General features: G+C 73.5%; 13 protein-coding genes and 2 pseudogenes. 7 read left to right on the top strand and 8 right to left on the bottom strand.

What is annotated here, in order from left to right; all coding sequences use genetic code 11:
• The first annotated feature begins 30 nt into the window (after positions 1-30).
• Positions 31-531 (top strand): MaoC family dehydratase, encoded by a 501-nt coding sequence (locus D9753_RS35055; protein WP_240468379.1) that lies wholly within the window; start codon positions 31-33, stop codon positions 529-531.
• A gap of 207 nt (positions 532-738) precedes the next feature.
• Here D9753_RS35055 and D9753_RS35050 read toward each other — a convergent pair whose 3' ends face one another.
• Positions 739-930, bottom strand: coding sequence for a hypothetical protein (locus D9753_RS35050; RefSeq protein WP_121790666.1), 192 nt, complete (start codon positions 928-930; stop codon positions 739-741).
• A 455-nt stretch (positions 931-1,385) separates the two neighbouring features.
• On the opposite strand from D9753_RS35050, the gene D9753_RS35045 reads away from it, so the two are divergent.
• The 4 genes from D9753_RS35045 to D9753_RS35025 all read left to right on the top strand — a co-directional run bounded on the left by D9753_RS35045 (position 1,386) and on the right by D9753_RS35025 (position 8,294).
• The gene (locus D9753_RS35045; RefSeq protein ID WP_121790665.1) at positions 1,386-3,050 is read left to right on the top strand and encodes a glycosyltransferase family 2 protein; all 1,665 of its coding nucleotides are present in this window, start codon (positions 1,386-1,388) and stop codon (positions 3,048-3,050) included.
• Positions 3,047-4,042, top strand: coding sequence for a glycoside hydrolase family 26 protein (locus D9753_RS35040; RefSeq protein WP_121790664.1), 996 nt, complete (start codon positions 3,047-3,049; stop codon positions 4,040-4,042). The genes D9753_RS35045 and D9753_RS35040 overlap by 4 nt, the downstream gene beginning before the upstream one ends.
• Complete coding sequence (locus D9753_RS35035) at positions 4,039-5,796, top strand: ArnT family glycosyltransferase (RefSeq protein WP_121790663.1); 1,758 nt, start codon at positions 4,039-4,041, stop codon at positions 5,794-5,796. The genes D9753_RS35040 and D9753_RS35035 overlap by 4 nt, the downstream gene beginning before the upstream one ends.
• Positions 5,797-6,098: 302 nt before the next feature.
• On the top strand, positions 6,099-8,294 hold the full coding sequence (locus tag D9753_RS35025) for a hypothetical protein (protein WP_121790661.1): 2,196 nt from the start codon (positions 6,099-6,101) through the stop codon (positions 8,292-8,294).
• On the opposite strand, the gene D9753_RS35020 is transcribed toward D9753_RS35025, so the two are convergent.
• A complete protein-coding gene (locus D9753_RS35020) occupies positions 8,275-9,699 on the bottom strand; it encodes a hypothetical protein (RefSeq protein ID WP_163010881.1) in 1,425 nt (474 codons plus the stop codon). The two genes, D9753_RS35025 and D9753_RS35020, sit on opposite strands and share 20 nt — an antisense overlap.
• A 58-nt stretch (positions 9,700-9,757) precedes the next feature.
• On the bottom strand, positions 9,758-12,385 hold the full coding sequence (locus tag D9753_RS35015) for a hypothetical protein (protein WP_121790659.1): 2,628 nt from the start codon (positions 12,383-12,385) through the stop codon (positions 9,758-9,760).
• Positions 12,386-12,955: 570 nt separating this feature from the next.
• On the opposite strand from D9753_RS35015, the gene D9753_RS37250 reads away from it, so the two are divergent.
• On the top strand, positions 12,956-15,037 hold the full coding sequence (locus D9753_RS37250) for a cysteine/serine endopeptidase inhibitor (RefSeq protein ID WP_240468378.1): 2,082 nt from the start codon (positions 12,956-12,958) through the stop codon (positions 15,035-15,037).
• Positions 15,038-15,114: 77 nt separating this feature from the next.
• Here D9753_RS37250 and D9753_RS35000 read toward each other — a convergent pair.
• From D9753_RS35000 to D9753_RS34985, 4 genes and pseudogenes are all read right to left on the bottom strand, one after another.
• A pseudogene (locus D9753_RS35000) lies at positions 15,115-15,826 on the bottom strand (polysaccharide lyase family 7 protein).
• Positions 15,827-16,097: 271 nt separating this feature from the next.
• Positions 16,098-16,277, bottom strand: coding sequence for a hypothetical protein (locus tag D9753_RS34995; RefSeq protein WP_163010879.1), 180 nt, complete (start codon positions 16,275-16,277; stop codon positions 16,098-16,100).
• Between the two features lie 620 nt (positions 16,278-16,897).
• Positions 16,898-18,031 (bottom strand): annotated as a pseudogene (locus tag D9753_RS34990) (alginate lyase family protein); the annotation flags it as partial.
• A gap of 419 nt (positions 18,032-18,450) precedes the next feature.
• The gene (locus tag D9753_RS34985) at positions 18,451-20,700 is read right to left on the bottom strand and encodes a hypothetical protein (RefSeq protein WP_121790656.1); all 2,250 of its coding nucleotides are present in this window, start codon (positions 20,698-20,700) and stop codon (positions 18,451-18,453) included.
• A 295-nt stretch (positions 20,701-20,995) separates the two neighbouring features.
• Here D9753_RS34985 and D9753_RS34980 point away from each other — a divergent pair, with 295 nt between their 5' ends.
• A complete protein-coding gene (locus D9753_RS34980) occupies positions 20,996-21,811 on the top strand; it encodes a SpcZ (protein ID WP_121790655.1) in 816 nt (271 codons plus the stop codon).
• Between the two features lie 55 nt (positions 21,812-21,866).
• Here D9753_RS34980 and D9753_RS34975 read toward each other — a convergent pair whose 3' ends face one another.
• Positions 21,867-22,742, bottom strand: a complete 876-nt coding sequence (locus D9753_RS34975) for a TauD/TfdA dioxygenase family protein (RefSeq protein WP_121790654.1) — start codon at positions 22,740-22,742, stop codon at positions 21,867-21,869.
• Positions 22,743-22,771 lie beyond the last annotated feature (29 nt).

The raw sequence follows: 22,771 nt of genomic DNA, 5'->3' as shown, positions 1-22,771 counted from the left end.
GACGGCACACCCCCACGTGAGGACAGCTCGATGACACAGCCCCGCCCGGACTCGATGACACCGGCGGCGTTCGACCCGGACGCCTTCCAGGTCGTACCGGCCAGGACGTTCGAGGACCTGCGCGTCGGCGAGGTCTTCCGAGCGCCCAGCCGCACCCTGACCGACGCCCACGCCGCGGCCTTCCAGACAGTCTCCGCGGACAACCACCCGGTGCATTACGACGCCGAGTGGGCGCGCAGGCACGGCCACCGCGCACCGGTCGTCCACGGCCTGCAGGTCCTCGCCTTCACCGCCCCCGGCGCCACCCTGTTCCCGCACTTCATCGGCGAGGTGTTCATCAGCTTCCTCGAACTCTCCTGCACCTTCCTGGCCGAAGTGCACTCCGGGGACACCCTGTACCCGGCACTCACCATCACGGCTCTGGAACCGCAGGGTGACAACGGCGTCGTGGTCACGGCCGCGACCATCCACAACCAGCGCGGCGAACTCGTGTTGTCCGGTCGGCACAAGTACCTGCTGCGGCGTCGGTGACCTCGGGAGCGACGTGACGCGCTGAGTCCGGCAGCCCTCCAGTCGGCGACGAGGGGCCGGGCAGAGGTCAACGGCACAGGCGAGGCGGCCTGCACCGGCGGTTCCGTGAACCGGCCACCGCACCGCCCCGCCCCGGCAGGTGCCGGTCTCGTGTTCGTGGACCGGCGGCCCTTCCCTGTCACGGCCACCGGTCCACCAGGGCTCAGCTCACCAGGAGGTGGTGCGGCGGGACCGGCCGGACCGGGCTGCCCGGGTGGCGTTGTTGTACACGCGTCTCAGATGCTTCGCCGCGGGGCAGGGCGAATCGGCGAGCGCGCACTGGCGGCAGTAGCGCCGGTGCGCCTCGTAGTCCTCACGTGACTGGTCGACGGAGGGGGCGGGCTGGTTCGGTGACTGCATGGGGACTCCTGACGGACATGGCGGTGCCCCGTCGCGCCGCGTGAGCGGGTACGGGGGGTGCTTTGCGGAGACGGGGACGCGGGTTGCCTGAGGCTCTCGCATCCGGATGGTGATCTTGTTACCGCGCGTACGGAACGGCCGGATGTCCATGACTGCCCTTATGGGCTGCAGCGGTGCCCTCAAGCACCCGCACCTGCTAGGGCGGTCGGCGAGCGGCGTCCGGGCGTGAGCGACGCCGGCCACGGGAGGGCACCGCGGCGAACGGCGTTCCACTCGACGGGTCCTTGACACTTGGTGCAGGATCCGTGCCCCAACGGCCCATGTCGCGCCGGTGCGGGCGTGCCTCGCCGTGCGGGTCCCTAGCCTTGCCGTCGTGCTGTCGGCCGAGCGGCGTCGGTCGCCGCGTCGGCGCGTCCGGACAGCATCCTCACCAGCCGCCCCTGGAGCCCGACGTCATGGCTGCCCATCCCGTTCTCGTGTCCACCGGGTCCGCACGCCCGTCCAGGGGCCCGTGGCGCCCCGGGGAGGGCCGTGCGCCACGCTCGGCGGCTCCCGAGGGGCTGCTCCCCACGCCCCCCGACGACCGGGAGAAGTACTCCTACGTCGTGCGCCGCACCTGGCTGCTCAGCTTCACGTCGTTCCTCGGGTTCGTGTGCGTCGCCTACAGTCAGATCGACTCGGCCCGCCACGGTCCGTGGATCTGGCTGTTCACCCCGGTCCTGCTGCTGTCCGCGGTGGGCTTCCTGATCTCGCTCAGGCTGGACCTCTTCACTCCCGACTTCGACATCGCGGCCCACCGCCGGCTGGTGGGCTCCTGGTCACCGCGGGAGTACCCGTCGGTCGACGTGTTCCTCCCGGTGTGCGGCGAGCCGATCGCGGTGCTGCACAACACCTGGACACATCTGCAGCGGCTGGCCGACGCCTACCCCGGAAGGGTCACGCCCCTCGTCCTCGACGACTCCGACAGCCCGGACGTCGCCGCCATGGCGGACGACTTCGGTTTCCGCTATCTCGTGCGGCCCAACCGCGGCTGGTTCAAGAAGGCCGGCAACCTGCGCTACGGCTTCGAGCGCTCCGACGGCGAGTTCATCCTCATCCTGGACGCCGACTTCGCCCCCCGGGCCGATCTCCTCGACGAACTGCTGCCGTACATGGACGCCGACCCGGATGCCGGCATCGTGCAGTCTCCGCAGTTCTTCCGCGTCCTGGACCAGCAGAACTGGATCGAGCGCGGGGCCGGTGCCGTCCAGGAGCTGTTCTACCGGTCGGTGCAGGTCTCCCGGCAGCGCAGTGACGGTTCCATCTGTGTGGGCTCCTGCGCCGTCTACCGGCGCACCGCGCTCGCCGAGGTCGGCGGCACCAGTCTGATCGAGCACTCCGAGGACATGCACACCGGGTTCGACCTGCGGGCGCGCGGCTGGGACCTCCGGTACGTCCCCCTCGCGCTCGCCACCGGTCTGTGCCCGGACACCATCGGCGCCTACTACAGCCAGCAGTACCGCTGGTGCATGGCCTCCATGAGCATGCTGGGCAGTCCGGAGCACTTCTGGCGGGTGAGGATGCGCCTGGTCAGCCGCCTGTGCTACGTCTCCGGATTCGTCTACTACATCGAGTCGGCCCTGATGATCTTCACGGGTCCGCTGATCGTGTGCGTGCTGCTGCTGTTCTTCCCCCAGCAGATCAAGTTCACCGACATGTGGCTGCTTCTGCCCGGCATGGTCTACCTCGTCGTCATCTACCCGCTGTGGCACCGCAATCCGTACCGCCTGGAGGCGTGGGCGACCCGGGTCCTCTATAGCTGGTCGCACGTCTTCGCCGTCTGGGACGTGCTGCGCCGCCGCGCCATGGGCTGGCAGCCCACCGGGGCCGGAGGCGCGCGGAGGAACAACGTCCGGCGCCTGTGGATCGGGATCTGGGCCTGGACCGTGCCCGTCACCACACTCTGGATCGGTGCCGCCGTGTGGCGGATGGACACGATGGTGCCGGAGGACTTCGCGCTGCCGCTCGGCTCCGGCCTGTTCTACGCGGCGGCCGTGTTCCGCCTCCTCATCCTGCCCCGCCCCGATGAACCCGCGGGTGCGGCCGGTTCTCCCGTCGTGGCCAAAGGGGGTGCCGCATGACCGCCGTCGGGCGCAGGGGCGCGTTGCTCTGGGCGCTCGCCGCCACGGCCTCCTCGGCGGCGGGCTGCACCCCGAGCCGCACGGCGCCGATCGGTGCGGGCGGACGTGGGCCCTCGGTCAGGACCGCGCCGTATCTGCCGTTCGACGTCACCTGGATGATCCGGCCCAAGCACGGCCGCAAGTACCTCGGAGCCGCCTTCGCCGGGGGACCCACGACAGCGGGCGTCCTCGACGCCTGGGCCGGCAAGGCCGGCAAGGCACCCAACCTGCTCTCCTACCGCCTCTCCTGGGGGGACGGCTTCCCGACGGACGCCACCCTGGCGGTCTGGAGACGCAGGATGCTGCCGTACCTCGTCTGGGAACCCTGGACCTCGACGCTCCGTGACATCTCCGGGGGCCGTGACGACGCCTACGTCCGGCGCACCGCGCAGACCGTCCGCGACCTCAACGTGCCGGTCGCCATCGGGTTCGCCCCGCAGATGAACGGCGACCGGTACCCGTGGGGAACTCGCAAGGCCGCCCCCGCGGAGTTCGTCGGCGCGTGGCGGCACCTCCACGACCTCTTCCAGGACGTGGGGGTGTCCAACGTCATCTGGGTCTGGAGCCCCACGGTGGCCGGCCCGTCGGCGCGGTTGCGGTCGTACCACCCGGGTGACGCCTACGTGGACTGGCTGGGCCTCGTCGGGTACTACACCAGGACCGGACCGCACACGTTCGACACCCTCTTCGCCCCCGCCATCGAGGAGGTCAGGGCCTTCACCCGCAGTCCGGTGCTCATCGCCGAGACCGCCGCGGGGCCCGGTGCCCGCAAGCCCGCGGACATCGCGGACCTGATACGCGCGGTGACCGCCCACCGGGATGTGGTCGGCCTCGTCTGGTTCGACACGGACAAGGGGACCGACCGGCGGATCGACAGCAGCCCCGAGGCGCTGGCAGCGTTCCGCCGGGGTGTGGCCGACCCGCACTTCGGCTTCGATGTGAGGCGCCCGTGACCACCGCAGAGGACCCGGTGGTCGCCTTCACCGGTCACGCCGCGGAAACGTCCGCCACGAGCCCCGCCGGCCTCGGGGACCCCGCGCGCCCCGGGCCGTACGACTCCGAGTCGACCCTGCGGCTGCGGGTGCTGCCCGCCCGGGGCCCCGAGCCCGCGCCCGGCTACACCATCGACGAGATCACGCGGGCGGACTGGGTTCCCGGGGCGGTTCCCGACCGGGGCTGGTCCGCCGAACCGGGTCCCCGCCGGACCTGGGTCAGCCGCGCCCTGCTGGCCTGCCTGCTGCTGGTCCAGGCGGTCCTGTCGCTGCGCCTGCACAACACGGCCTTCGAGGACGAGGCGCTGTACGTCTACGCCGGGCACGCCATGATCGACCACCTGTTCCACGGCGTTCCCGACTACGGCGGCTTCAGCGCCTACTTCTCCGGCTCGCCCGCCCTCTACCCCGTGCTCGCCGCATGGGTGGACTCCCTCGGGGGACTGACCGCGGTGCGGCTGATGAGCCTGGCCTTCATGCTGGGCACCACCGGCCTGCTCTACTCCTTCACCCGCATGGTCTTCAACGAGCGGACCGCGCTCTGCGCGGCGGGCGTCTTCGCCGTCTGCCAGTCGACGCTGTTCCTCGGCTACTTCGCGACCTACGACGCGCCGGCGATCCTCCTGCTCGCGCTGAGCGCCTGGATCCTCGTCCGGATCGCCCCGGGCCACTGGGCGCTGCCGCTGGCCGCGGCACCGGTGGCGGCCCTCGCCGTGGGGGTGAAGTACGCGTCCGCGCTGTTCCTCCCGACCCTCGCGGCCGTACTGGTACTGGCCGCCTACCGGCGCCACGGCGGGCGTCAGGCACTCCTGCGCGGTGCGGTGCTCACCGCCGGCGTGGCCGTCCTGCTCGGCATCGGCCTGGCCACCACCGACTATCTTCAGGCGATCCGGAGCACCACCACCGACCGCGCGCACGGCAGCACGTCGATCACGACCATGGCCTGGGACTGCTTCCGGTGGGGTGGCGTGATCTTCGTCCTGGCCTGCCTCGGCACCGGGCTGTACACGCGCCGCGACCGCCTCGGCGAGGTGCCGGGCGGGCCCCGGACGGGACCGGGGCCCGGATGGCGCCTGGCCCTGGGGGTCGTTCTCACCGGCACCGCGCTGCTCGCTCCCGCGTACCAGATCCACCTCCAGACCAGCGTCTCGCTCCACAAGCACGTCGGGTACGGCCTGTTGTTCGCCGCCCCGATGGCGGGCGTGGGCGTCAGCCGTCTGATGGGGGCGCACTTCCGGTTCCCGCAGGCGGCCATCGCCGTGGGAGTGCTGGCCCTGACCCTCGGCATGTCGCAGTCGGCCCTGAACTACGGCGTCTGGCCCGACACCACCTATCTGATGCCCGAACTGGCGAAGAGCGTGCGGCCGGGGCAGAAGTGGCTGGGCCAGCCGCACGAGGCGCCGGTGTACTACCTCAGCCGCGAGGGCCTCACCGACTACACCCTGTGGACCTCGATCTACTACATCGACTACACCGGACGCCGGGGCCGCCATCTCATGGGGCCGGACGGCTACCGGGCCGCGATCGACGACGGCTGGTTCGACGGCGTCGTGCTGGACTGGTCCGACCAGCCGGGGGACGTCCAGACCCTGATCCGCGGCGAGATGCGTACCAGCGGCAGGTATCGGCTGGCCAGTGCTCTGACGTACCGCACCTCCGTGGGCACGGGCCACTTCGAGATCTGGCTGAGCCTTCGCTCCGCGCACACGCGCTGACGCGCGGCGGTCCGCCGTCATCCGTGCCCGTCCGGGCGGAATTCCCGCCCGGAGGGACACGGCGGCCCCGCGGGGCGGGCTCGGGCCGTGTCGGCCCTGTCCGGCGTCTATATCATCGGCCCGGACGTCACGCCGGAGGCCGAGGGCTGCGGCGGGGACGAGCGGGACCCCAGCACGACGACGGAGATGCCGCGCATGAATCGCAGTCAGGCGACCGGACCGACCGAGGCCCGGCCAGCGTCTCCCGCTGCCGCCGACGGCGCGCTCCCCCGCGGCGGTTCCGCGCTGTGGCGGAGAGGGACTTGATCCCCGGAGGCAGGGAGGGCACCGGTACGGCCGGCAGGAAGCGACCGTGGCTGGCGCCGAGGACCCGGTCCGCACCCCCCGCCGAGCGCCACCCGGCGCCGCCGGCCGAGCTGGCGGCGCGACGCGTCGGCGGCGCCTGGCTGATCCACCCGGCCACCGGCCCCGACCGGCGGTCCCTGCTGTTCGCCGCCGGCCTGGCGGCCGACCCCGAACACTCGGTCGTCGTGGTGGACCTCCCGCCGGAGACGGCGCTGGACGCGGTGGAGAAGGCCGTGGCGCGTGCGGTGCCCGCCGGTCCGCGCGGCCTGCGGCTGGTGTTCGGCAGGCCCCCGGCGCAGGGACCCGCCGCCGCGGGACGCTGGCTGGCCGGGCGCCTGGGCCAGGACGTGGTCGTCCCGGACGGTGTGCTGCTCCCGTCCGCCGGGGGCGCCCTGTTCATCGGCGCGGACCGGGGCCGCGGCTGGGTGCTCTGTACGCCGGAGGGCCGGGAACGGTACGTGTCCCGCCGCTTCCCCCGGCCCGCGTGGGACGAGGCCCTGCCCGACCGGCCCTGGCCGGTGGGGGCGTCCGCCGTGGCCGAACCGGTGAACACCGGGGTGTGGCTCCGGCCGGCGCGCGAGGACGCGGCCCAGCACCGTCACCGCCGCTACCTGGCCGCGCGGCTGCGCGGCCGCAGCGACGCGGCCACCGTCGTGATCGGCACGCCCGACGCTCCCGAACCATCGCCGGAGGACGTCGCCCGCTTCTGGCAGGACCTCCCGGAGGACGCCAGAACGACGATGCGCGTCGTGCTGTTCGGCCAGGCGCGGACGCCCGGCGGCCGTCCCTTCGGCGAGACACTCGCCGCCCTGACCGGCGAGCCGGTGCACGCCTACAACGGTTTCCCCACCAGCGACCCCGTCGTCGGCCGGGCGCCGCTGGACGAGGTGCTGTTCCTGGAGCGGGACGGGACGCCGGGACGCCCCGTCTTCGCCCGTGAGTACCTCCATCTGCCCCCGGAGCCGGGAGGACCGTCCGACCCGCTGCTCGCGGTCGACCACCGCTGGCCCCTCGACCACCTGCCGATGCTCCGCCGGGGCCTGTACCGCGGCAGCTCGGGTGTGATGCTGGAGGTGCTCCCCTGGGGTCTGTGGATACGGCCCTCCGTCGAACCGTCGTACGCCGATGAGGTGCGCGCCGCTCCCCCCGACCCCCATCACGAACTGATCCTGTGCGACGACAGCGTGCCCGAGGCGCTGCCCCGGTCGCAGCAGTTGGCGGAGGACGTCGTCCGGCGTCTGCCGCCGGAGAGCGGTCTTCTGGTACGGGTGCTGACCGCGGGCCGGCCGTGGGGTGTGCCGGCCGCCCGCCCCGGGGCGGCGGCCCCGCCCCGGGTTCCGGACGAACCGTCGCCGGCCGCGGGCGAGTCGTCCTCCGAGGAGGCCGGGACGCGGCCGGAGCGGCCGGCGGGCGGTCCGTTCAGCGGAGCGGGTTCGCCCAAGGACACCGCCGTCGTCGCCCTCGCGCTCCGGCGGAACCCGGAGCTGGGCCGGGACCAGACAGCCGAGGCCGTCCTGACGGGACTCGTCGCGGTGCGTGTCCAGCTGACCGTTCACGGGCGGCGGACGGACCACGAACACGGGGATCCGGGCGGTGAGCTGCCGCCGCCGACCGCGCCGGCCCTGGCGGGACTGGCCCTGCTGCCCCCGCACGACGGTGTGGTGGCGCTGCGCGCCGACCTCACCGAGGCCGAGACGCGGTGGTACGACGCACACCGTCAGGTCATCGAGCACGGCGCGTGCTCGGCGTCCCTCGCCGGACATCCCGGGCGGGCGGGCAACACCGACATCGTCATCCGCTCGGTCACCGGGCGCCGTACCGCCCTGCTGGAACCGGAAGTGCCGGACCGGGTGCTGTTCGCGCCGGGGGCGCGGTTCGAGGTCCTGGAGGTCCGGGTCCGGCGGGGCGAGCGTACGGTCGTGCTGATGCGGGAACTTCCCGCGTGGTACCCGGAGAGCACTCCCGTCCGGACGGTCGTGAAGGAACTCGAAGTGGCTCTGCGCGTCTGGCGCGCGGACGAGGAGAGCGGTCTCGTGCGGGGCGGCACGCCGGATCCGTTCGCCCGTCCGCCCGGTCTGGGGAGCCCGGCCCCGGCGCCGGAGGGATCCGGCGCCGCGGACCGCCCGGCCGGCCTCAGTGAGCGGTTCCGCTGACCCACAGGGTCGTGCCGTCCTGCTGGATCACCACGTTGCCGTCGTCCTGGAGCACCAGTTCGGCACCGTCGTGCCCGGCGGTCCCGGACGACCAGGCCGTCCGGCCGTCGCGGGTGTAGACCACGAGGTGGCCGTCGGCCTGGAAGACCGTCTTGCAACCCCGGCCCTCGGTGTGGGAGGACCAGCGGACCGTACCGTTCTCGTCGGTGATGACCAGGTTGCCGTCGTCCTGCATGGACAGGCGGGCCCGGTCCGACTCGATCGAGGTGCCGATCTCCAGGACCCGGGTGGCCTGGACGACCAGGCCGTCCGCCGCCGAGTCCGTGGCGGTCTGCCCGGCGGGGGCCGCCGCGGCCCGAGCCGCCGGCGCAGCCTGGGCGGCCGGGGCGCCCTGCGGAGTCGACGGGGTGTGACCGGCCGGTGTTCCCTGGCCGCTCACGCTCCCGGCCACGACGGTCCGGGGCGGCCCCGAAGGTGTGGACGTGGACGGGGCGGTGGTGGCGGAGGCCCCCGAAGGAGCGGGCGCCGACGGAGTGACGGCGTGTGCCGCGGCCGCTGCGGGAGTGGTGTGCGAGGAGGTGCTGCCGCCCTCGGTGGGGGTCCGGGCGCTCTGGGCCGGCGTGGTCGAGGCCGCCCGGTGTCCCTCGCCGCCGGCCACGGGGTGGCTCTGCCGGCGCGGCGGAGCACCGCCGGCGAGGGCCGCGGGGGCGTGCGTCGAGGAGGTGTGCGTGGGCGACACCTGGGGGTGAGGGGCGCGTATGCCGGGCCCCTGGTAGGGCTTGCGCGGGGACACGCGGACACCGGAAGCCGACGGGGCGGGTGACGGAGCGGAGGGCGTGGGGGACGAGGCGGACGGCAGGGAGCGCGCGGTGGTCGCGGGGGCGGGGTGGGTCGGTACGTCGATGGTGAAGTCGGGGCCGGCCGCCTCCGGTGACGGGGACTTCTGACCGGACGACTCGAAGTCGGTCTCGTTGTCCTGGTCGTTGTGGTTCAGCGCCAGCGGCAACGCGACCAGGACCGCGCCGGCGACCGCCGCCGCGGCCAGCAACGGCCGTTGGCTGGGCTTGGCGTTGCCGGCCGGCGCGGCGCCGTCCGCCGTGCCGCCCTCCGCGCCGGACCCCCCTCCGGCGGGCCCGCGCCGCTCGCGTCCCTCCGGCCGGTCGCCGGGCTGCGGCCCCTCCCCCGAGCGGCGCGCGCCCGCGTTCCGGCGTCCGGTGGCCGCCGCCCCGTCACGAGCCGTCCGCGCGGCCGTCCCCGCCGCCTTCCGCCGCTGCTCCTCGGTTTCGGGCGCGGTGGTGGGGGCGGAGGCGGGTGGGGCGGACAGGACCACGGCCCGCCGCATCCTCAACTGATCGGTGGTTTCCGGCTGTGTACCGCGCCGCGGCGTCCTGCGCTCAGCGGACATGTTCTTCTCCTCTGCTGTGGGGTGGGTGCGTCCGGCACGGCGGGGCCGGTCGGCGTGGTCAGGCGCGGCCGTCCCCGTCCTCCCGGGGCCGCTCTGCCAGCGGTCCGGCGAGCCGGGGCGGCCACGACGCGGCGGCGCCGGTTCCCGGGGCCCGGTCCACTGCCTGTGTGAGCGCTGCCAGGGCGCCCCTGTCCTGGGCCTCGTGCCGGCCGGCACGGGCGTCGGGGTCACCCTCGGCCACCTCGCGCAGCAGGACCGTCGTGGCTCCGGGCGGCCCGTGCGTACCCAGGACCCTGAAGCGCGTACCGGGAGCGAAGACGACCTCCTCGCCCTTCCCCGCCACGGGGGCCGAGGCGAACAGGCCGCGCACGCGCCGCCCGGTCACCGACCAGATGAGGTAGCGATCGGCTACCGGCGCGGGGGCCCCGGCCAGGGCGAGCGTGCCCACCGGCCCCGCCTCGCGCAGTTCGCTCCCCGGGGGCAGGATCCTGGCTTCCGCCGGAAGGACTCCCGCGTCGCGGACGACGACCCCTCGGTACGACGGGAGCCGTCGGAGACCGGAGGCCAGGCAGGACAGGTAGGGCAGCGCGTCGTCCGCCCCCACCGCCAGGCGCCGTTCCAGCCACGTCCAGCTCAACGGGCCGCCGTCGAGGGTGAGGAAACAGCGCACCGCGATCAGGTCGGCGTGCGCCTCCTCGTTCCGGCTGTCCGGGCGCAGCCCCGGTACCACCATCAACGTGCGGGTGACCGAGGCCTGTTGCTGCCACCACTGCTCACCGGCCAGGGCCTGGATCGCCTGCCGGTCGGAAGGGCTGCTTCGGTGCAGCGGGGTGACGCGGACGGGAAGTGCTGCCCGGCGTGCCGGAGCGGTGGGTGCGGGCGGGTCCTCCTCGGCGGTGATCCGCAGGGGCGCGGGTGGCGGCGGGGGTGCCACGGGCGACACCGGGGGAACCGGAGCGGCGGCCGTGCGCCGGGCGGGAGCGGGGGCGGGGGCGGCGATGCCGGCCGGGTCCGGCGCCGGGCCCTCACGCGAGACCTGCCAAGGAACCGGTACGGAACGGCCCGCCGGCCCGCCCACCGAACGGCTCGCGGTGAGTGCCTGGGCGAAGCCCGGCGGCACCGGGGCCTTCCTCGTGGCGGAAGCGGGTACGGCCGGGGCGTCGGGGGCCGGCGCGGGCGGGGCGGCCACGCGCCGGATCCGTACGCTCATCGGCGAAGCGTGCCAGGGCGCCTCGGTGGCCGTGGCCTCCGCGTGCGGCGCTGCCTGGGCCGCGGTACGCGGCTGCTCCGGCTCGGTACCCTCCTCCGCCGGCTCCTCCGCGGCAAAGCCGGCGGACGTCTCGCGCCGGTACTCCAGGGCGAGTCCCCGTCGTTCGGTGATGCCTCGCAGCAGTTGCCGTCCCTGGGCGCTGCAACTCCCCAGCACGTGCAGCGTCGTCCGCGCCTGCACGGACGGCTCCAGTCGCTCCATCAGCGTGTCGAGCACGGGCCACAGGCCGTCGTCGAGCCGCCGCCCCGGCAGACCGACATGGACCATCATCGTCTCGCGGGCGAGTGCCCGTCCGGACGCCTCCGCGGGCACGCCGCCCTGGGGACCCACCCACAGTCCGGCACGGGTGACGGCGACCTGCCACCGGGCGTCCAGCGCCAGCACGCCGTCCTGGGAGGCGACGGCCGGTCCGGCGACGGGCGGTCGCCAGCGAAGGACGCGCGGTGCCGAAGCGGTCCCGTCGTGCGCCGGGCGACAGGCGACGGCTTCCACGTAGGGCCGCCACGACGGTTCGCCGTCCGCTCCGATCAGCACGACGGCCCCCTCGGTGCCGGTGCCGTCCGCCCGCTCCAGCAGGGCGGGAACGCCGCTCACGACCTCCACCTCGGTGCCGAGCAGATCGGCGGTCTCCTGGCCGGTGCCCAGGAGGTCACCCCCATCGCCGGGAACGAGGCGAGCCGTGGCACGAGCCCGTGCGGGCAGGAGGGCCAGCAGCTCGGCCAGCGCCTGTGCGGGGACCGGGGGCGTGCCGGGGCTGCCGACCACGACGGCGAGCCGGTGTTCGTCCACGGGGATCGAGGCGCCGACGGCCCGTTCGGCGTCCGGCACCGGTCCGGCCGTCCGGATCAGCACCCCCGCGGGCACGGGCTCGACCACGTGCCCGCCGACGGCGTCGGGCGTGAGGCGGGCCACCGCGTCCTCCCAGCTCGGCACGGGGTGGCGCAGCCCGAGCGGCCGGGGGCCCAGGCCGGGGCTGAAGTGCCACCAGCCGTCCGGTCCGGTGGGGGTGAAGAGTGACCCGTCGGGGGCGACGACCACCGGACCGGCGGGGGCGATGACCTCCATGCCCCAGGTGTCGCAGATACGCCTCGCGGGAGCGGGCCGCCCCGGCAGATCGGCTCCCCCGCCCGCCCACAGCAGCCGTACGCCGGTGATGCCCGACCGGCGGCACTCGTCGAGCACCGGCGTGAGCCACTTCCACACGGACGGGGAGTCGGAGAGGCCGGCGGCGACCACCACGGTCGCCTGGTCACGCTCCCCGTCGCTCAGCGCGTCGACCGTCTCGGCGAGCCGCGCCGACTCGTCGGCGTCGGGCGCGAGCAGATGGACGGGTCCGGACCGTGCGGACCGGGCCGTGCCGCCGAGTCGGGGAACGAGCGTCCACAGAGGCCCGAGGCCGGTCGTCCATCGCCTCACAGGTCGTCGCCCGGGGCGGTGGTACGCCTGCCGGCTACCGGGTCCCCGGCCGCCGCACGGATCGTTACGGCACCGGCGCTCCGGCGGCCGGCTCCGGCGGTCCGCTCCGGTCGGGTGGGCCGGTCAGGGGTCTCGCTCATGCCCTTCTCACTGGTCGCCGTGTCGTCGGTCCCGTGCTGCGCTTCCCCGGGGAAAGGCTGCCGTCCGGCACCGTTCATCCCAACAGGCGCGTACGCCGGGCCGCAAGACGACCGGTTCGTCCGTGCCCTTTCGGACGGTGGCTCGTGCACGAGCTGACATCGCCTCCCCGCCGGTGACGGGCGTGGTGGCGGGCCGTCCCTCGCCGGCGCCGCCCCGGCAATGACCGAAGAGGCGGAGTCAGTGGCTCGCGGGGCAGACGGCCCGGGGATCGCTGCCATGACCCGTCCGCTTCTCCAATGATCGGCCCGGCGCGGCGTCCGTCCTGGACCGTCCCGGGCGCGCCGGGCGGGTCCGGCTTGCCCGCCCGCCGGGCCGCGGGTTCCGAGCCGAGAACCGATCCACATCACATGAGACCGACCAGGAGAGTGCGTGTCCATCCGGAACCGGATCATCGCGGGCGGTGCCGTCGCCCTGGTGACCGTCACCTTGGGAGGTGTGTCCCTGGCACTGGCCGACAACTCGGTCAGTACCCGGACCATCTCCGGTCAGATGACGTACTACAACGACAGCGGGTACGGCGCATGCGGCAGCGTGGTCGACGCGGCCACCGAGGATCTCGTCGCCGTCTCCCACGAGTGGTGGACGTCCGCCGACCCCAACCAGGACCGGCTGTGCCGGGGGGTCGACGTCCAGGTGACGTACGGCGGCAAGACGATCACCGTGCCCGTCAAGGACATGTGTCCCTCGTGCACCGCCGACCACATAGACCTCAGCCAGACCGCTTTCCAGAAACTCGCCCCGCTGGAGAAGGGCCTCGTCAAGGGCATCACCTGGAAGTTCGTCACCGATGGCGGCGAGGCCATCGAACTCCCGTCCGCCGGTCCGGAACCGGAGGGCAGCGGGACGCCGACGTCGGGCACGTCGGGTTTCCCGTCGCGGTATGCGGCTCCGTATGTGGAGACGTGGGGGGCGCCCGCGGATCTGGAGAAGGCCCGTCAGGCGGGTCTGCGGTACGCGACGCTCGCGTTCGTCCTGGGCGGTGGTGGCTGCAGGGCCACGTTCAACGGCAACACGCCGGTGACCGACGAGGGCTGGAAGGCCGCGGTGCGGAATCTGCGGTCGTCGGGGGGTGATGTGATCGCGTCGTTCGGCGGGGCCTCGGGTACCGAGCTGGGTCAGGCGTGTGACTCGGTCACGGCGTTGCAGGAGCAGTACCGCACGGTGGTCGACGCGCTGGAACTGTCCCGGCTGGACTTCGACATCGAGGGTGCGGCGCTGGCGGACAGCGCGTCCGTGCACCGTCGTAACCAGGCGCTGGCGGCGTTGCAGCAGCAGTCCGAGGCGGCGGGGCAACGGTTGGACGTGCAGTTCACGTTGCCGTCCGGGGCGCATGGTCTGGAAGCGGATGGTGTGGCGTTGCTGCGGGACGCGCAGAGCACCGGGTTGCGGGTGTCGTTGGTGAACATCATGACGATGGACTACGGCTCCGCGGTGGACGACATGGGGCAGGCCGCGATCGACGCGGCCACGGGTCTGCACGACCAGCTAGGGCAGATCTGGACGTCGAAGTCGCCCGAGGAGTTGTGGGCGATGGAGGGCAACACGCCGATGATCGGGGTGAACGACACCCCGGGTGAGGTGTTCACCACGGCCGATGCGGAGCGTCTGGCGAAGTTCGCCGTGGACAAGGGGATCCAGCAGCTATCGTTCTGGCCGGTGGGCCGTGACAAGGCCTGCCCCGAGGCCGGGAAGCTCTCCGAGACCTGCAGCGGTACCGAACAGAGCGACCACCAGTTCCTGACGACCTTCAACACCGTCACCACCACAAGCCCCGACACGAGCCCGATGCCCACGCAGAGCGCGGCTCCCGTGCCCACGGAGAGCGGTACGCCGGCGCCCTCCGCCAGCGCCACCGCCCGCGTACCGGACAGCGGCAGCCGTGGCGGATCGGCGGGTTCCACCGGTTCCACGGGTTCCGCCGGTTCCACCGGTTCCACGGGGACGGGCGGGTCCGGCCACACCATCGACACCACGTTCACCACGGGGTACACCTGGTTCGACAACACCCCGCGGGGCAGCGCCCGGATCTCCGACCCCGTCCTGCACCAGCAGGCCGGCGGTACCGGTACTTACGCCGATCCGATCACGCTGGCGGTCGGTCACAGCACGGCGGGCGGCAAGGACACCCTGGACTATCCCGCCGGCACCCGTTTCTACATGCCGCGAGTACGCCGGTACTTCATCGTCGAGGACGCCTGTGGCGACGGGGGCAGCCCGCAGAACGGCCCCTGTCACAGCCTGAAGACGGCTCCCGCGGGTGCCACCACCTGGCTCGACATGTACGTCGGCGGGGCGAGCGGGGACAGCGAGTCCGCGGTGCAGGCCTGCGCCGACAAGGTCACCGCCGGCGCGCACGGAGGACTCAACACCGCGGTACAGGACCCCGGCTCCGGTCTCCCGGTCGTCGAAGGGCCCCTGTTCCAGAACGGCAGGTGCACCGAGCTGTACTGAGGTTCCTCCCGGCGGGAAGACGGCAGGGCCCGACGCCATCCAGGCGTCGGGCCCTGCCGTCCGGTGTGTGCGGTGGATCAGCCGTGGGAGACGGTGAGCTCGTAGAAAGCGACCTTGGCGCCGTTGGTGGTGCTGTCCGACGAGGACTGGTTGTAGGCCCCGGCCTTGAAGTACTGCTTGTACGACTTGAAGGAGTCGGCGATCGGGTAGTGGGTGGTGCTTGCGTCCACCGTCAGGTCGATGGTGTCGCCGCCGGAGACGCCGATGGTGTAGCTCCATTTCTGGCCGACCGGGACGTGTCCCACCGTGTGCCGGGTCTGGCCGCCGGAGGGGGAGTTCTCGGTGCCCAGGACGATGTCGCCGTTCGACTGGTAGTACAGCTCCAGGAGCGGCTTGGTGGACGAGCCGCCGGACCCCAGGTGGATCTGTCCCACGCACACGCTGGACGTCACGGACACCACGCGCAGGGTCGCGCTCATGCGGTGGGTTCCGGCGAGCGGCCAGTCGGCGCTGCTGCCGTCCGGGTTCACCTCCCGGAGCTCCGAGCGGGCGTACTTGGAGTTGGGCGTGGTGACGCCCTTCTCCGGTGACCAGGAAGGTCAGGGCTCCGTCGCTGTCGGTGGAGAAGTAGGAGTCCTGGTAACCCCCCTGGAGATGGGCTGCGGAGACGGTGGTCGGGGATCCGGGCGAGCCGACCGGTTCCTGGAGCTGCCAGACCGACAGGTCGATGCCGCCGCCGGGAGCGGCCTTCGGTTTCGCGGTGCTCGTGCCGCTGCCGCTGCCCGGGATGTCAGGAGTGGCGCTGGCGGAGGGCGCCGGCGTGCCGCTGCCGGGCGTCACCGGTCTCGTGACGGGTTCCGCGCCGGGGCTTGTGGTGGTGACGGTGTTGAAGGTCGTCAGGAACTGGTGGTCGCTCTGTTCGGTACCGCTGCAGGTCTCGGAGAGCTTCCCGGCCTCGGGGCAGGCCTTGTCACGGCCCACCGCCCAGAACGATAGCTGCTGGATCCCCTTGTCCACGGCGAACTTCGCCAGACGCTCCGCATCGGCCGTGGTGAACACCTCACCCGGGGGTGTCGTTCACCCCGATCATCGGCGTGTTGCCCTCCATCGCCCACAACTCCTCGGGCGACTTCGACGTCCAGATCTGCCCTAGCTGGTCGTGCAGACCCGTGGCCGCGTCGATCGCGGCCTGCCCCATGTCGTCCACCGCGGAGCCGTAGTCCATCGTCATGATGTTCACCAACGACACCCGCAACCCGGTGCTCTGCGCGTCCCGCAGCAACGCCACACCGTCCGCTTCCAGACCATGCGCCCCCGGCAACGTGACTGCACGTCCAACCGTTGCCCCGCCGCCTCGGACTGCTGCTGCAACGCCGCCAGCGCCTGGTTACGACGGTGCACGGACGCGCTGTCCGCCAGCGCCGCACCCTCGATGTCGAAGTCCAGCCGGGACAGTTCCAGCGCGTCGACCACCGTGCGGTACTGCTCCTGCAACGCCGTGACCGAGTCACACGCCTGACCCAGCTCGGTACCCGAGGCCCCGCCGAACGACGCGATCACATCACCCCCCGACGACCGCAGATTCCGCACCGCGGCCTTCCAGCCCTCGTCGGTCACCGGCGTGTTGCCGTTGAACGTGGCCCTGCAGCCACCACCGCCCAGGACGAACGCGAGCGTCGCGTACCGCAGACCCGCCTGACGGGCCTTCTCCAGATCCGCGGGCGCCCCCCACGTCTCCACATACGGAGCCGCATACCGCGACGGGAAACCCGTGACTCCCTTGCCGGAACCGGGCACCGCGCCCACGACGGGGGACGCGGACGAAGAGGGGGACGGCTGCTGCGCGGTCGCCGGGCCGCCCGGGTTGTCGGCGTGGGTGAGGGTCTCCCACGCGACGAACAGGTCGTTGGTCCCGGAGGGGCGGTTGCGCTCGGTGAGCTTGCCGGTCTCGGGCAGGTCCAGGCCCAGCCTGGTGTGCAGGGCGTTGTACCCGACCTCCGTGACGGGCCCCAGGTCCTGCTTCAGGCTGCCGCCGCAGAGGGAGGACGGCACCTGGGCACCGAGCGAGTACGTCGACTGGAACTCCAGTGCCTGCCGCAGACGCTCCCCGACCTGGGAGTACAGGTCCTGGCCCTGGATCCAGGCCGTTTCGGCGACGTGCGAGATCGCGGAGATGCCGTACCCGGTGTGCGTGAGGTCGCGGCAGGTCTCCTGGGTCAGGCCGGAGACGAAGGCGGACTGTCCCTGCCAGAGGCCGACCGCCGCCGATCTGTCACCCTCGGCTCCCGACGTCGTCTTGGGCAGGGAGCCGTCGGAGTCCAGATAGACGTAGGCGGCGACCCGCTTCAGATAGCGGGCCACCGCCTGGTCGTAGTCGGCTCGGTCGTCCAGGAAGACGGAGATCCCGACCGCGGCCTCCATCATGCTCAGTTCCCAGTTGCCGTTGCTGTCCGAGCCCTTGATGACCTCGGGCAGATAGACGTCGCGCAGCATCGTCGCGAAGCGGTCCGCCTGGGGCCAGCGGGTGTAGGTGGAGCGGATGATCTCCGCGGCGCGCGGCCAGACGGAACCCGCCCAGCCGGTCTGCAGCGGCGCGTTGCTGTTGGTGTGCGAGGTGATCGCCGACGACCAGGCATCCATGATCTGGATGGCCTTCTGGGCGTACTTCTCGTCGCGGGTCAGGTACCAGGCGAGGGCGTCGGTGTACGCCGCGATCGCGTCCTGCCGCTCGGCGGTGCACCCGTTGTCGGGCTGGGAGTGCGAACCGCACTCCACCGTCTGCCGGGGGCTCGGGGTGCGGGACAGGGACGCGTAGGGGCTCGCCGTCATCTGGTCGAACGCGCCCTTCCAGGGCTGGCTTCCCGCCTGCACCTTCGCGCGTACGAAGTCCAGTTGTGAGGTGCTCTCCAGCACCCCCGGGTGGGCGAACGCCGTGGGCGGGGAGGGGTCCCCGTCCTGTCCGGCGAGTGCCGGGACCGCGACGACCGCCGTCATGAGCATGGCGATCAGGACGCCGAGGGCGACTCGTTTCTGCTTCTCCGTGCAGCGCCCGATTGATCGGCGGAGAAGTGGGTTGAACATGGGGGACGCCTTCCAGGAGCCGTGGCCAGTTCCATCGGGGTTCGGCAGCCTGCGTGACGCGCCCTCGGCCGGCGACGCGGTGCGTCCCGGCATGTCGCACGGAGGGGCGGTTCGCCCGGCTGGGAACGGGGAGAGCGGCCCTGCCGGGTCGGACCCGGTGGTCGGTGCGGGGAGCCGCCCTCGCGCGTCATCCTTCTGGCCGCGGGCCTGTGTTCGCCAGCGTGGAGCCGTCACCGTGCCCCTTGGGCCAGGGGTTCTGTCCGAACAACCCGTCAGGTCTCGCGGTTCCGGCCGGGCGAGGGCCGCGGGGCGTGGAAGCCCCGCGTACGGCGTCAGGCTCCGCCGTCGCCGCGCCGGCCCCTCCACGCCCGGGTCAGTTCCCGTACTGCCGCGCGGTCGCGTCCCGGATCCTCCGGCGTCTCTCCGGGCCCGACCTCACGCATCATGACGACGCCCGGGATGCCGGGTTCGGCGCCGAGTACCCGAAACCGGGAGCCGGGCAGGAACAGCACCCGGTCCGGACACAGCGGGTCGAGGAGGTCCGTGCGGCGGCCGTCCACCGACCAGATGAGGAAGTCGGTGTTGCCCGGTTCGTCGCGGGGCCCCAGGGCCGACGCCTCGCACACCTGGGGGTCGACCACCAGCCGCTGCCCGGCGTACCACTGGCGCATCGCCTCGTCGAGCGTCGCCCGCAGGCCCGTCGCCCCGCGGTGCACGGGAAGCATCCGCAGTCCCGTGCGCAGCAGTTCGCCGTCGCCCGGCACCGGCCGGCCGGCCGCCGCTTCCGCCCCGGTGCCGCCCGGTTCCTCCGTCTCCGCCAGCCGGCGGAGCACGGCCGCGAGACCGGCGACGGCGTCCGGGTGCGGTCGGTCCGCGGTGAGTTCGGGATGCCTGCGGAGTATCTCGGCCGCGACGGACAGGGATCCCTCGTGTCCGCTGTCCGGGGCGGTGAGCCGCGGTGCCCCGTCGACCCGCCCGCCGCCCGGCTCGGGGCAGGAGCCGCCAGCGTCCGGGGAAGAGGGGCGGTCACCGGCGCGCGGGGCAGGCCGCTCCTGGGGCCGGCCGCGGGCCGGAACGGTGGGGCGGCAGACGCCGAGGCGTACTGCTCGGCGCACTTCGGTCGGGAAACCGCGCACCAGGTCCGCCGCGAGCCGCTTGAGCCGTGGCAGTTCCGCCTCGGAGTCGGCGTCGCACAGGACCCGGTCCCGGCCGGGGTGCGGATCGGCGGACCGCACCTCGGCCGCGTACGGAGGGTCGTGCGGCAGACGCACCCACAGGCCGCTGCGCACCACCTCGACGACCGCGTCGTCCGCCAGGAGGTGCGTGCCGGGGCCGAGCTCGGGGAGGTCGCCGAGCGGCCAGCGGTGCGCCGCCGCGAAGGGGGGCGACGGAGGTCCGGCGGAACCGGTCGGCGGCAGGTGGACGAACTCTTGCGCCAGCAGCGGACGGCCCGGCGAGCCGTCCTGTCGCACCAGCAGCACCTCACCGGAGTCGTCGGCCCCGTCGGGCAGCCCGTTGTACAGACGTACCGGTTCGCCGACCACCTGGGCGAGGACGTCCCCGAAGTGCCTGCCCCCGCTCAGGCGGGTGGGTCCGTAACAGACGAACCGCACCGCCGGTCGCACGTGCGGGGGCAGGCTCTGCCACAGTCGGGCGACGTCGGCCACCGGCAGCGGCGCCGCTCCGGGGACGCCGACCACCACGGTGAGCAGCTCGGAGGACACCTTGAGCCGGCCGGACAGACGCGTCCGGTGGTCGTCGTGGGACGTGCCCTCCGCCACCGGACGCAGCCAGACGCCGGCGGGGACGGGGTCCGCCACGGCGGTGCCCGGTGACCTGGGCCGGTCCGGCAGGACGGACTCCCACGACGGCTTCGGGAAGCGCCTGGAGTCCCGTACGTCCGGCGCGCCGGGTGCGCAGCGCACCCAGCCCGCTCCGCGGTCGGCGTCGATGAACAGGCCACCGCCGGGGGTCGGCAGCGGCAATCCGTCCGCCGCGGTCACCGTCCTGCCCAGCCGCTCGGCGAGCCGCCGGGCCACGACCAGGGCCGCGGGGCGGGGAGGCCGGCCGAACACCAGCCTGAGGCCCGTCTCTCCCGGCGGCACCGCCTGCGCCAGCCGGTCCAGCGTCCCGCCGTCCGCTTCATCGGGCAGGTCGACCACCAGGACGGTGCACTCGGGATCCGGGGCGAGGCCGGCCGCGAAGGCCAGGGCGCGGGGATCCGCGGTGCCGGCCCGGGAGATCAGCCATGCCCCGCCTGCGCGGTGCGCCGTGAAGGCCGGGCCGCCGCCGTCCGCGCGGCCGGTGGGGCGAGGGGACGCCGGCTGGCGGGACGCCGCCGTTTCGGCCGGTGGCCTGGTCCCGCGGCGGGCGTCGGGTGAGGAAGGCGCCGCGAGCCCGCCGCCGCGTGGCGAGGAAGGGCGGGGTGCCGCCGGGGCCTGCTGTCGCCGGCCGTGCCAGGGGGACGTACGGGCCGCTTCCGGACGCGGGGCGCCGTGCCGGCCCCCGTCCCTCGCCGTGCCCGCGCGAGTGGCCGCCGTCGGCTGCGGGTCGGCTTCCGCTCCTGTCTGGTTGCCGCTCATGCGCTTGCTTCTCCCTGGGAGGGCGGGTCCCGCTGCCGTGGGGCGGGGTGCGGCCGGCCGCACCCGGGGACCGGTGATCAACTCTAGGAACGTTCCGGCCCGCCGGTCCACCGCGGCCGTCGCCGTCGCCCGGCGTGGCCTGGTGCTTCTTGGCGTGCGGGCACAGACCGTGCCCTTTCGGGCAGCATGCGCCCCGTTCGCGGTCCCGCCGTGCTCCTCTTCGAGGCGCCGTTGTCGCCGGCGGCCCCGCCACGGGGTCCGGGCCGGCGTGCGCCGTCCGAGACAGGAGAACCGTATGAGCCGTCCCCCGGCAGCCGCCGCGTCCTTCGACGCCTTGCTCGCGCGGCTCGAAGCCGGCATGGCCGCCCCCGCTCCCCACGCCGACCCCTGCTCCGCGTCCGGCCCCGGCCTGCCGGACTGGCTGTGGCAGGTGATCGCCGTGCTGTACGACGGCCAGGACGCCGCCGCCGCCGCGAAGGACTGGGCGCTGCGCCTGCACGACGAACTGGGGCGCCTGGGCGGTCGGGTGCCGTTCGCCGTGGTGCACGACTGGCACGCCCGCGCCGTCGCGCCGATGCTGGCGGAGGCGTGCGCCCGGCGGGGCCTGCCCCGGGGGCCGCAGGAGGCGGTACGGGACATGCACGTGCGGGCCCTGGCGGGCGAGCGACCGGGTGAGGCCGAGTGGGAGGCGGTGCTCGAACCGGCGTTGCGGGAGGCGTACCGCCTCGCCTACGCCTACGCCGAAGCCTTCGCCCAGGCGTACGCCGGGGCCCACGCCTACGCCGTCGCGAACGCCTACGGTGAGGGCCGGGCCGCCGAGTTCGCGAGCGGCTACGCCGAGCTGAACACCGGCGCCAACGCCGCGTCCTTCGCCGTCGGTAACGCTCTGGCGAACGCCGGGGCGTCGGCGGCGGCCTGGGCCGCCGCCGACGCACACGCCTACGCGGAGGCCTGGCCCTTCGCCCATGTGCGGGTCTACGCGCACGCCTGGGCCGGCCGGGACGGGACGGCGGCCCCGGACGAGGCGGACGCTCAGGCCCGGTGGCTGCGTGCGGCGTACCGGCGGCTGGCCGACGGGCTCGTGGAATGCCTGGCCCGGGCGGCGGCCTGAGCCGCTCGGACGGCTCGCGGGAGCCGGTGGGCGCGCTCCGGCTCCCCGGCGGCCCTCATGCCTCGGGCCGCCGGCCCTTGATGGCCACCCGCCGGCCGTGACGCGCGTGCGGGTAGTAGTCCCAGACGGCGTGGTGCTGGACGGAGCGGTTGTCCCAGAACACCAGCGTGTGGGGGGTCCAGCGGACCCGGCAGCTCAGCATCGGCTTGCGGGCGACCAGGTCGAACAGCAGGCCGAGGAGCGCCTTGCTCTCGTCGCCGGAAAGCTGCACGATGTGCGACGTGTAGGCGGGGTTGACGAACAGCAGCTTGCGGCCGGTCTCGGGGTGGCGCACCACCACCGGGTGTTCGTTCCTGGGCAGGACGTATCCCGCCGGCGGGATGTGGCCCTGCCAGGCGACGGCGTCGTCGTGGACCGCGGTCAGGCCGTCCAGGAAGGCCCGCATCGGCGGGGAGAGCATTTCGTAGGCGAGGTGCATGTTGGCGAACATGGTGTCGCCGCCGCTGCCGACGTCCGGGGTGCGGGTGACGTACAGCATCGAGCCGAGCGCCAGTTCGGCGTTGGACGTCCCGTCGGCGTGCCAGCCGTGACCGTCGACGTCGGTGGAGTCCTTGTCGGCGCTGATCTCCAGGATGACCGGGTCGCGGCCCTCCGGGACGGCCACCGGCAGCGGGCGGAGTTCACCGAAGCGGGCGGCGAAACGCTTGTGGTCCTCGGCCGTCAGCACCTGGTCCCGGAAGACGAGCACGTGGTGTTCGAGGAAGGCGTGTCCGATGTCCTCGAACTGCTGGTCCGACAGCTCCCGGGACAGGTCGACGCCGGTGATCTCGGCGCCGATGACCGGGGTCAGCGGGTCGGCCGTGATCGTCTGGTAGACCTTCCTGGGCCTGGTGGTGAGGTGCTCGACGGCTTCCAGTACGAACTTCTCCATGGCTTCCTTCCGCGTCGTCGTGTCGTGGG

This window comes from Streptomyces dangxiongensis, from assembly GCF_003675325.1.
Taxonomy (GTDB): domain Bacteria; phylum Actinomycetota; class Actinomycetes; order Streptomycetales; family Streptomycetaceae; genus Streptomyces; species Streptomyces dangxiongensis.
The sequence above is the reverse complement of the archived record's forward strand: the minus strand, read 5'-3'. Positions and strand labels throughout refer to the sequence as shown.

What these genes read in the sequence shown, in the direction of transcription:
- D9753_RS35055 (WP_240468379.1), top strand. Translation starts at nt 31, where the DNA reads ATGACACAGCCCCGCCCGGACTCGATGACACCGGCGGCGTTCGACCCG.
- D9753_RS35050 (WP_121790666.1), bottom strand. Translation starts at nt 930, where the DNA reads ATGCAGTCACCGAACCAGCCCGCCCCCTCCGTCGACCAGTCACGTGAG.
- D9753_RS35045 (WP_121790665.1), top strand. Translation starts at nt 1,386, where the DNA reads ATGGCTGCCCATCCCGTTCTCGTGTCCACCGGGTCCGCACGCCCGTCC.
- D9753_RS35040 (WP_121790664.1), top strand. Translation starts at nt 3,047, where the DNA reads ATGACCGCCGTCGGGCGCAGGGGCGCGTTGCTCTGGGCGCTCGCCGCC.
- D9753_RS35020 (WP_163010881.1), bottom strand. Translation starts at nt 9,699, where the DNA reads ATGTCCGCTGAGCGCAGGACGCCGCGGCGCGGTACACAGCCGGAAACC.
- D9753_RS34985 (WP_121790656.1), bottom strand. Translation starts at nt 20,700, where the DNA reads ATGAGCGGCAACCAGACAGGAGCGGAAGCCGACCCGCAGCCGACGGCG.
- D9753_RS34980 (WP_121790655.1), top strand. Translation starts at nt 20,996, where the DNA reads ATGAGCCGTCCCCCGGCAGCCGCCGCGTCCTTCGACGCCTTGCTCGCG.
- D9753_RS34975 (WP_121790654.1), bottom strand. Translation starts at nt 22,742, where the DNA reads ATGGAGAAGTTCGTACTGGAAGCCGTCGAGCACCTCACCACCAGGCCC.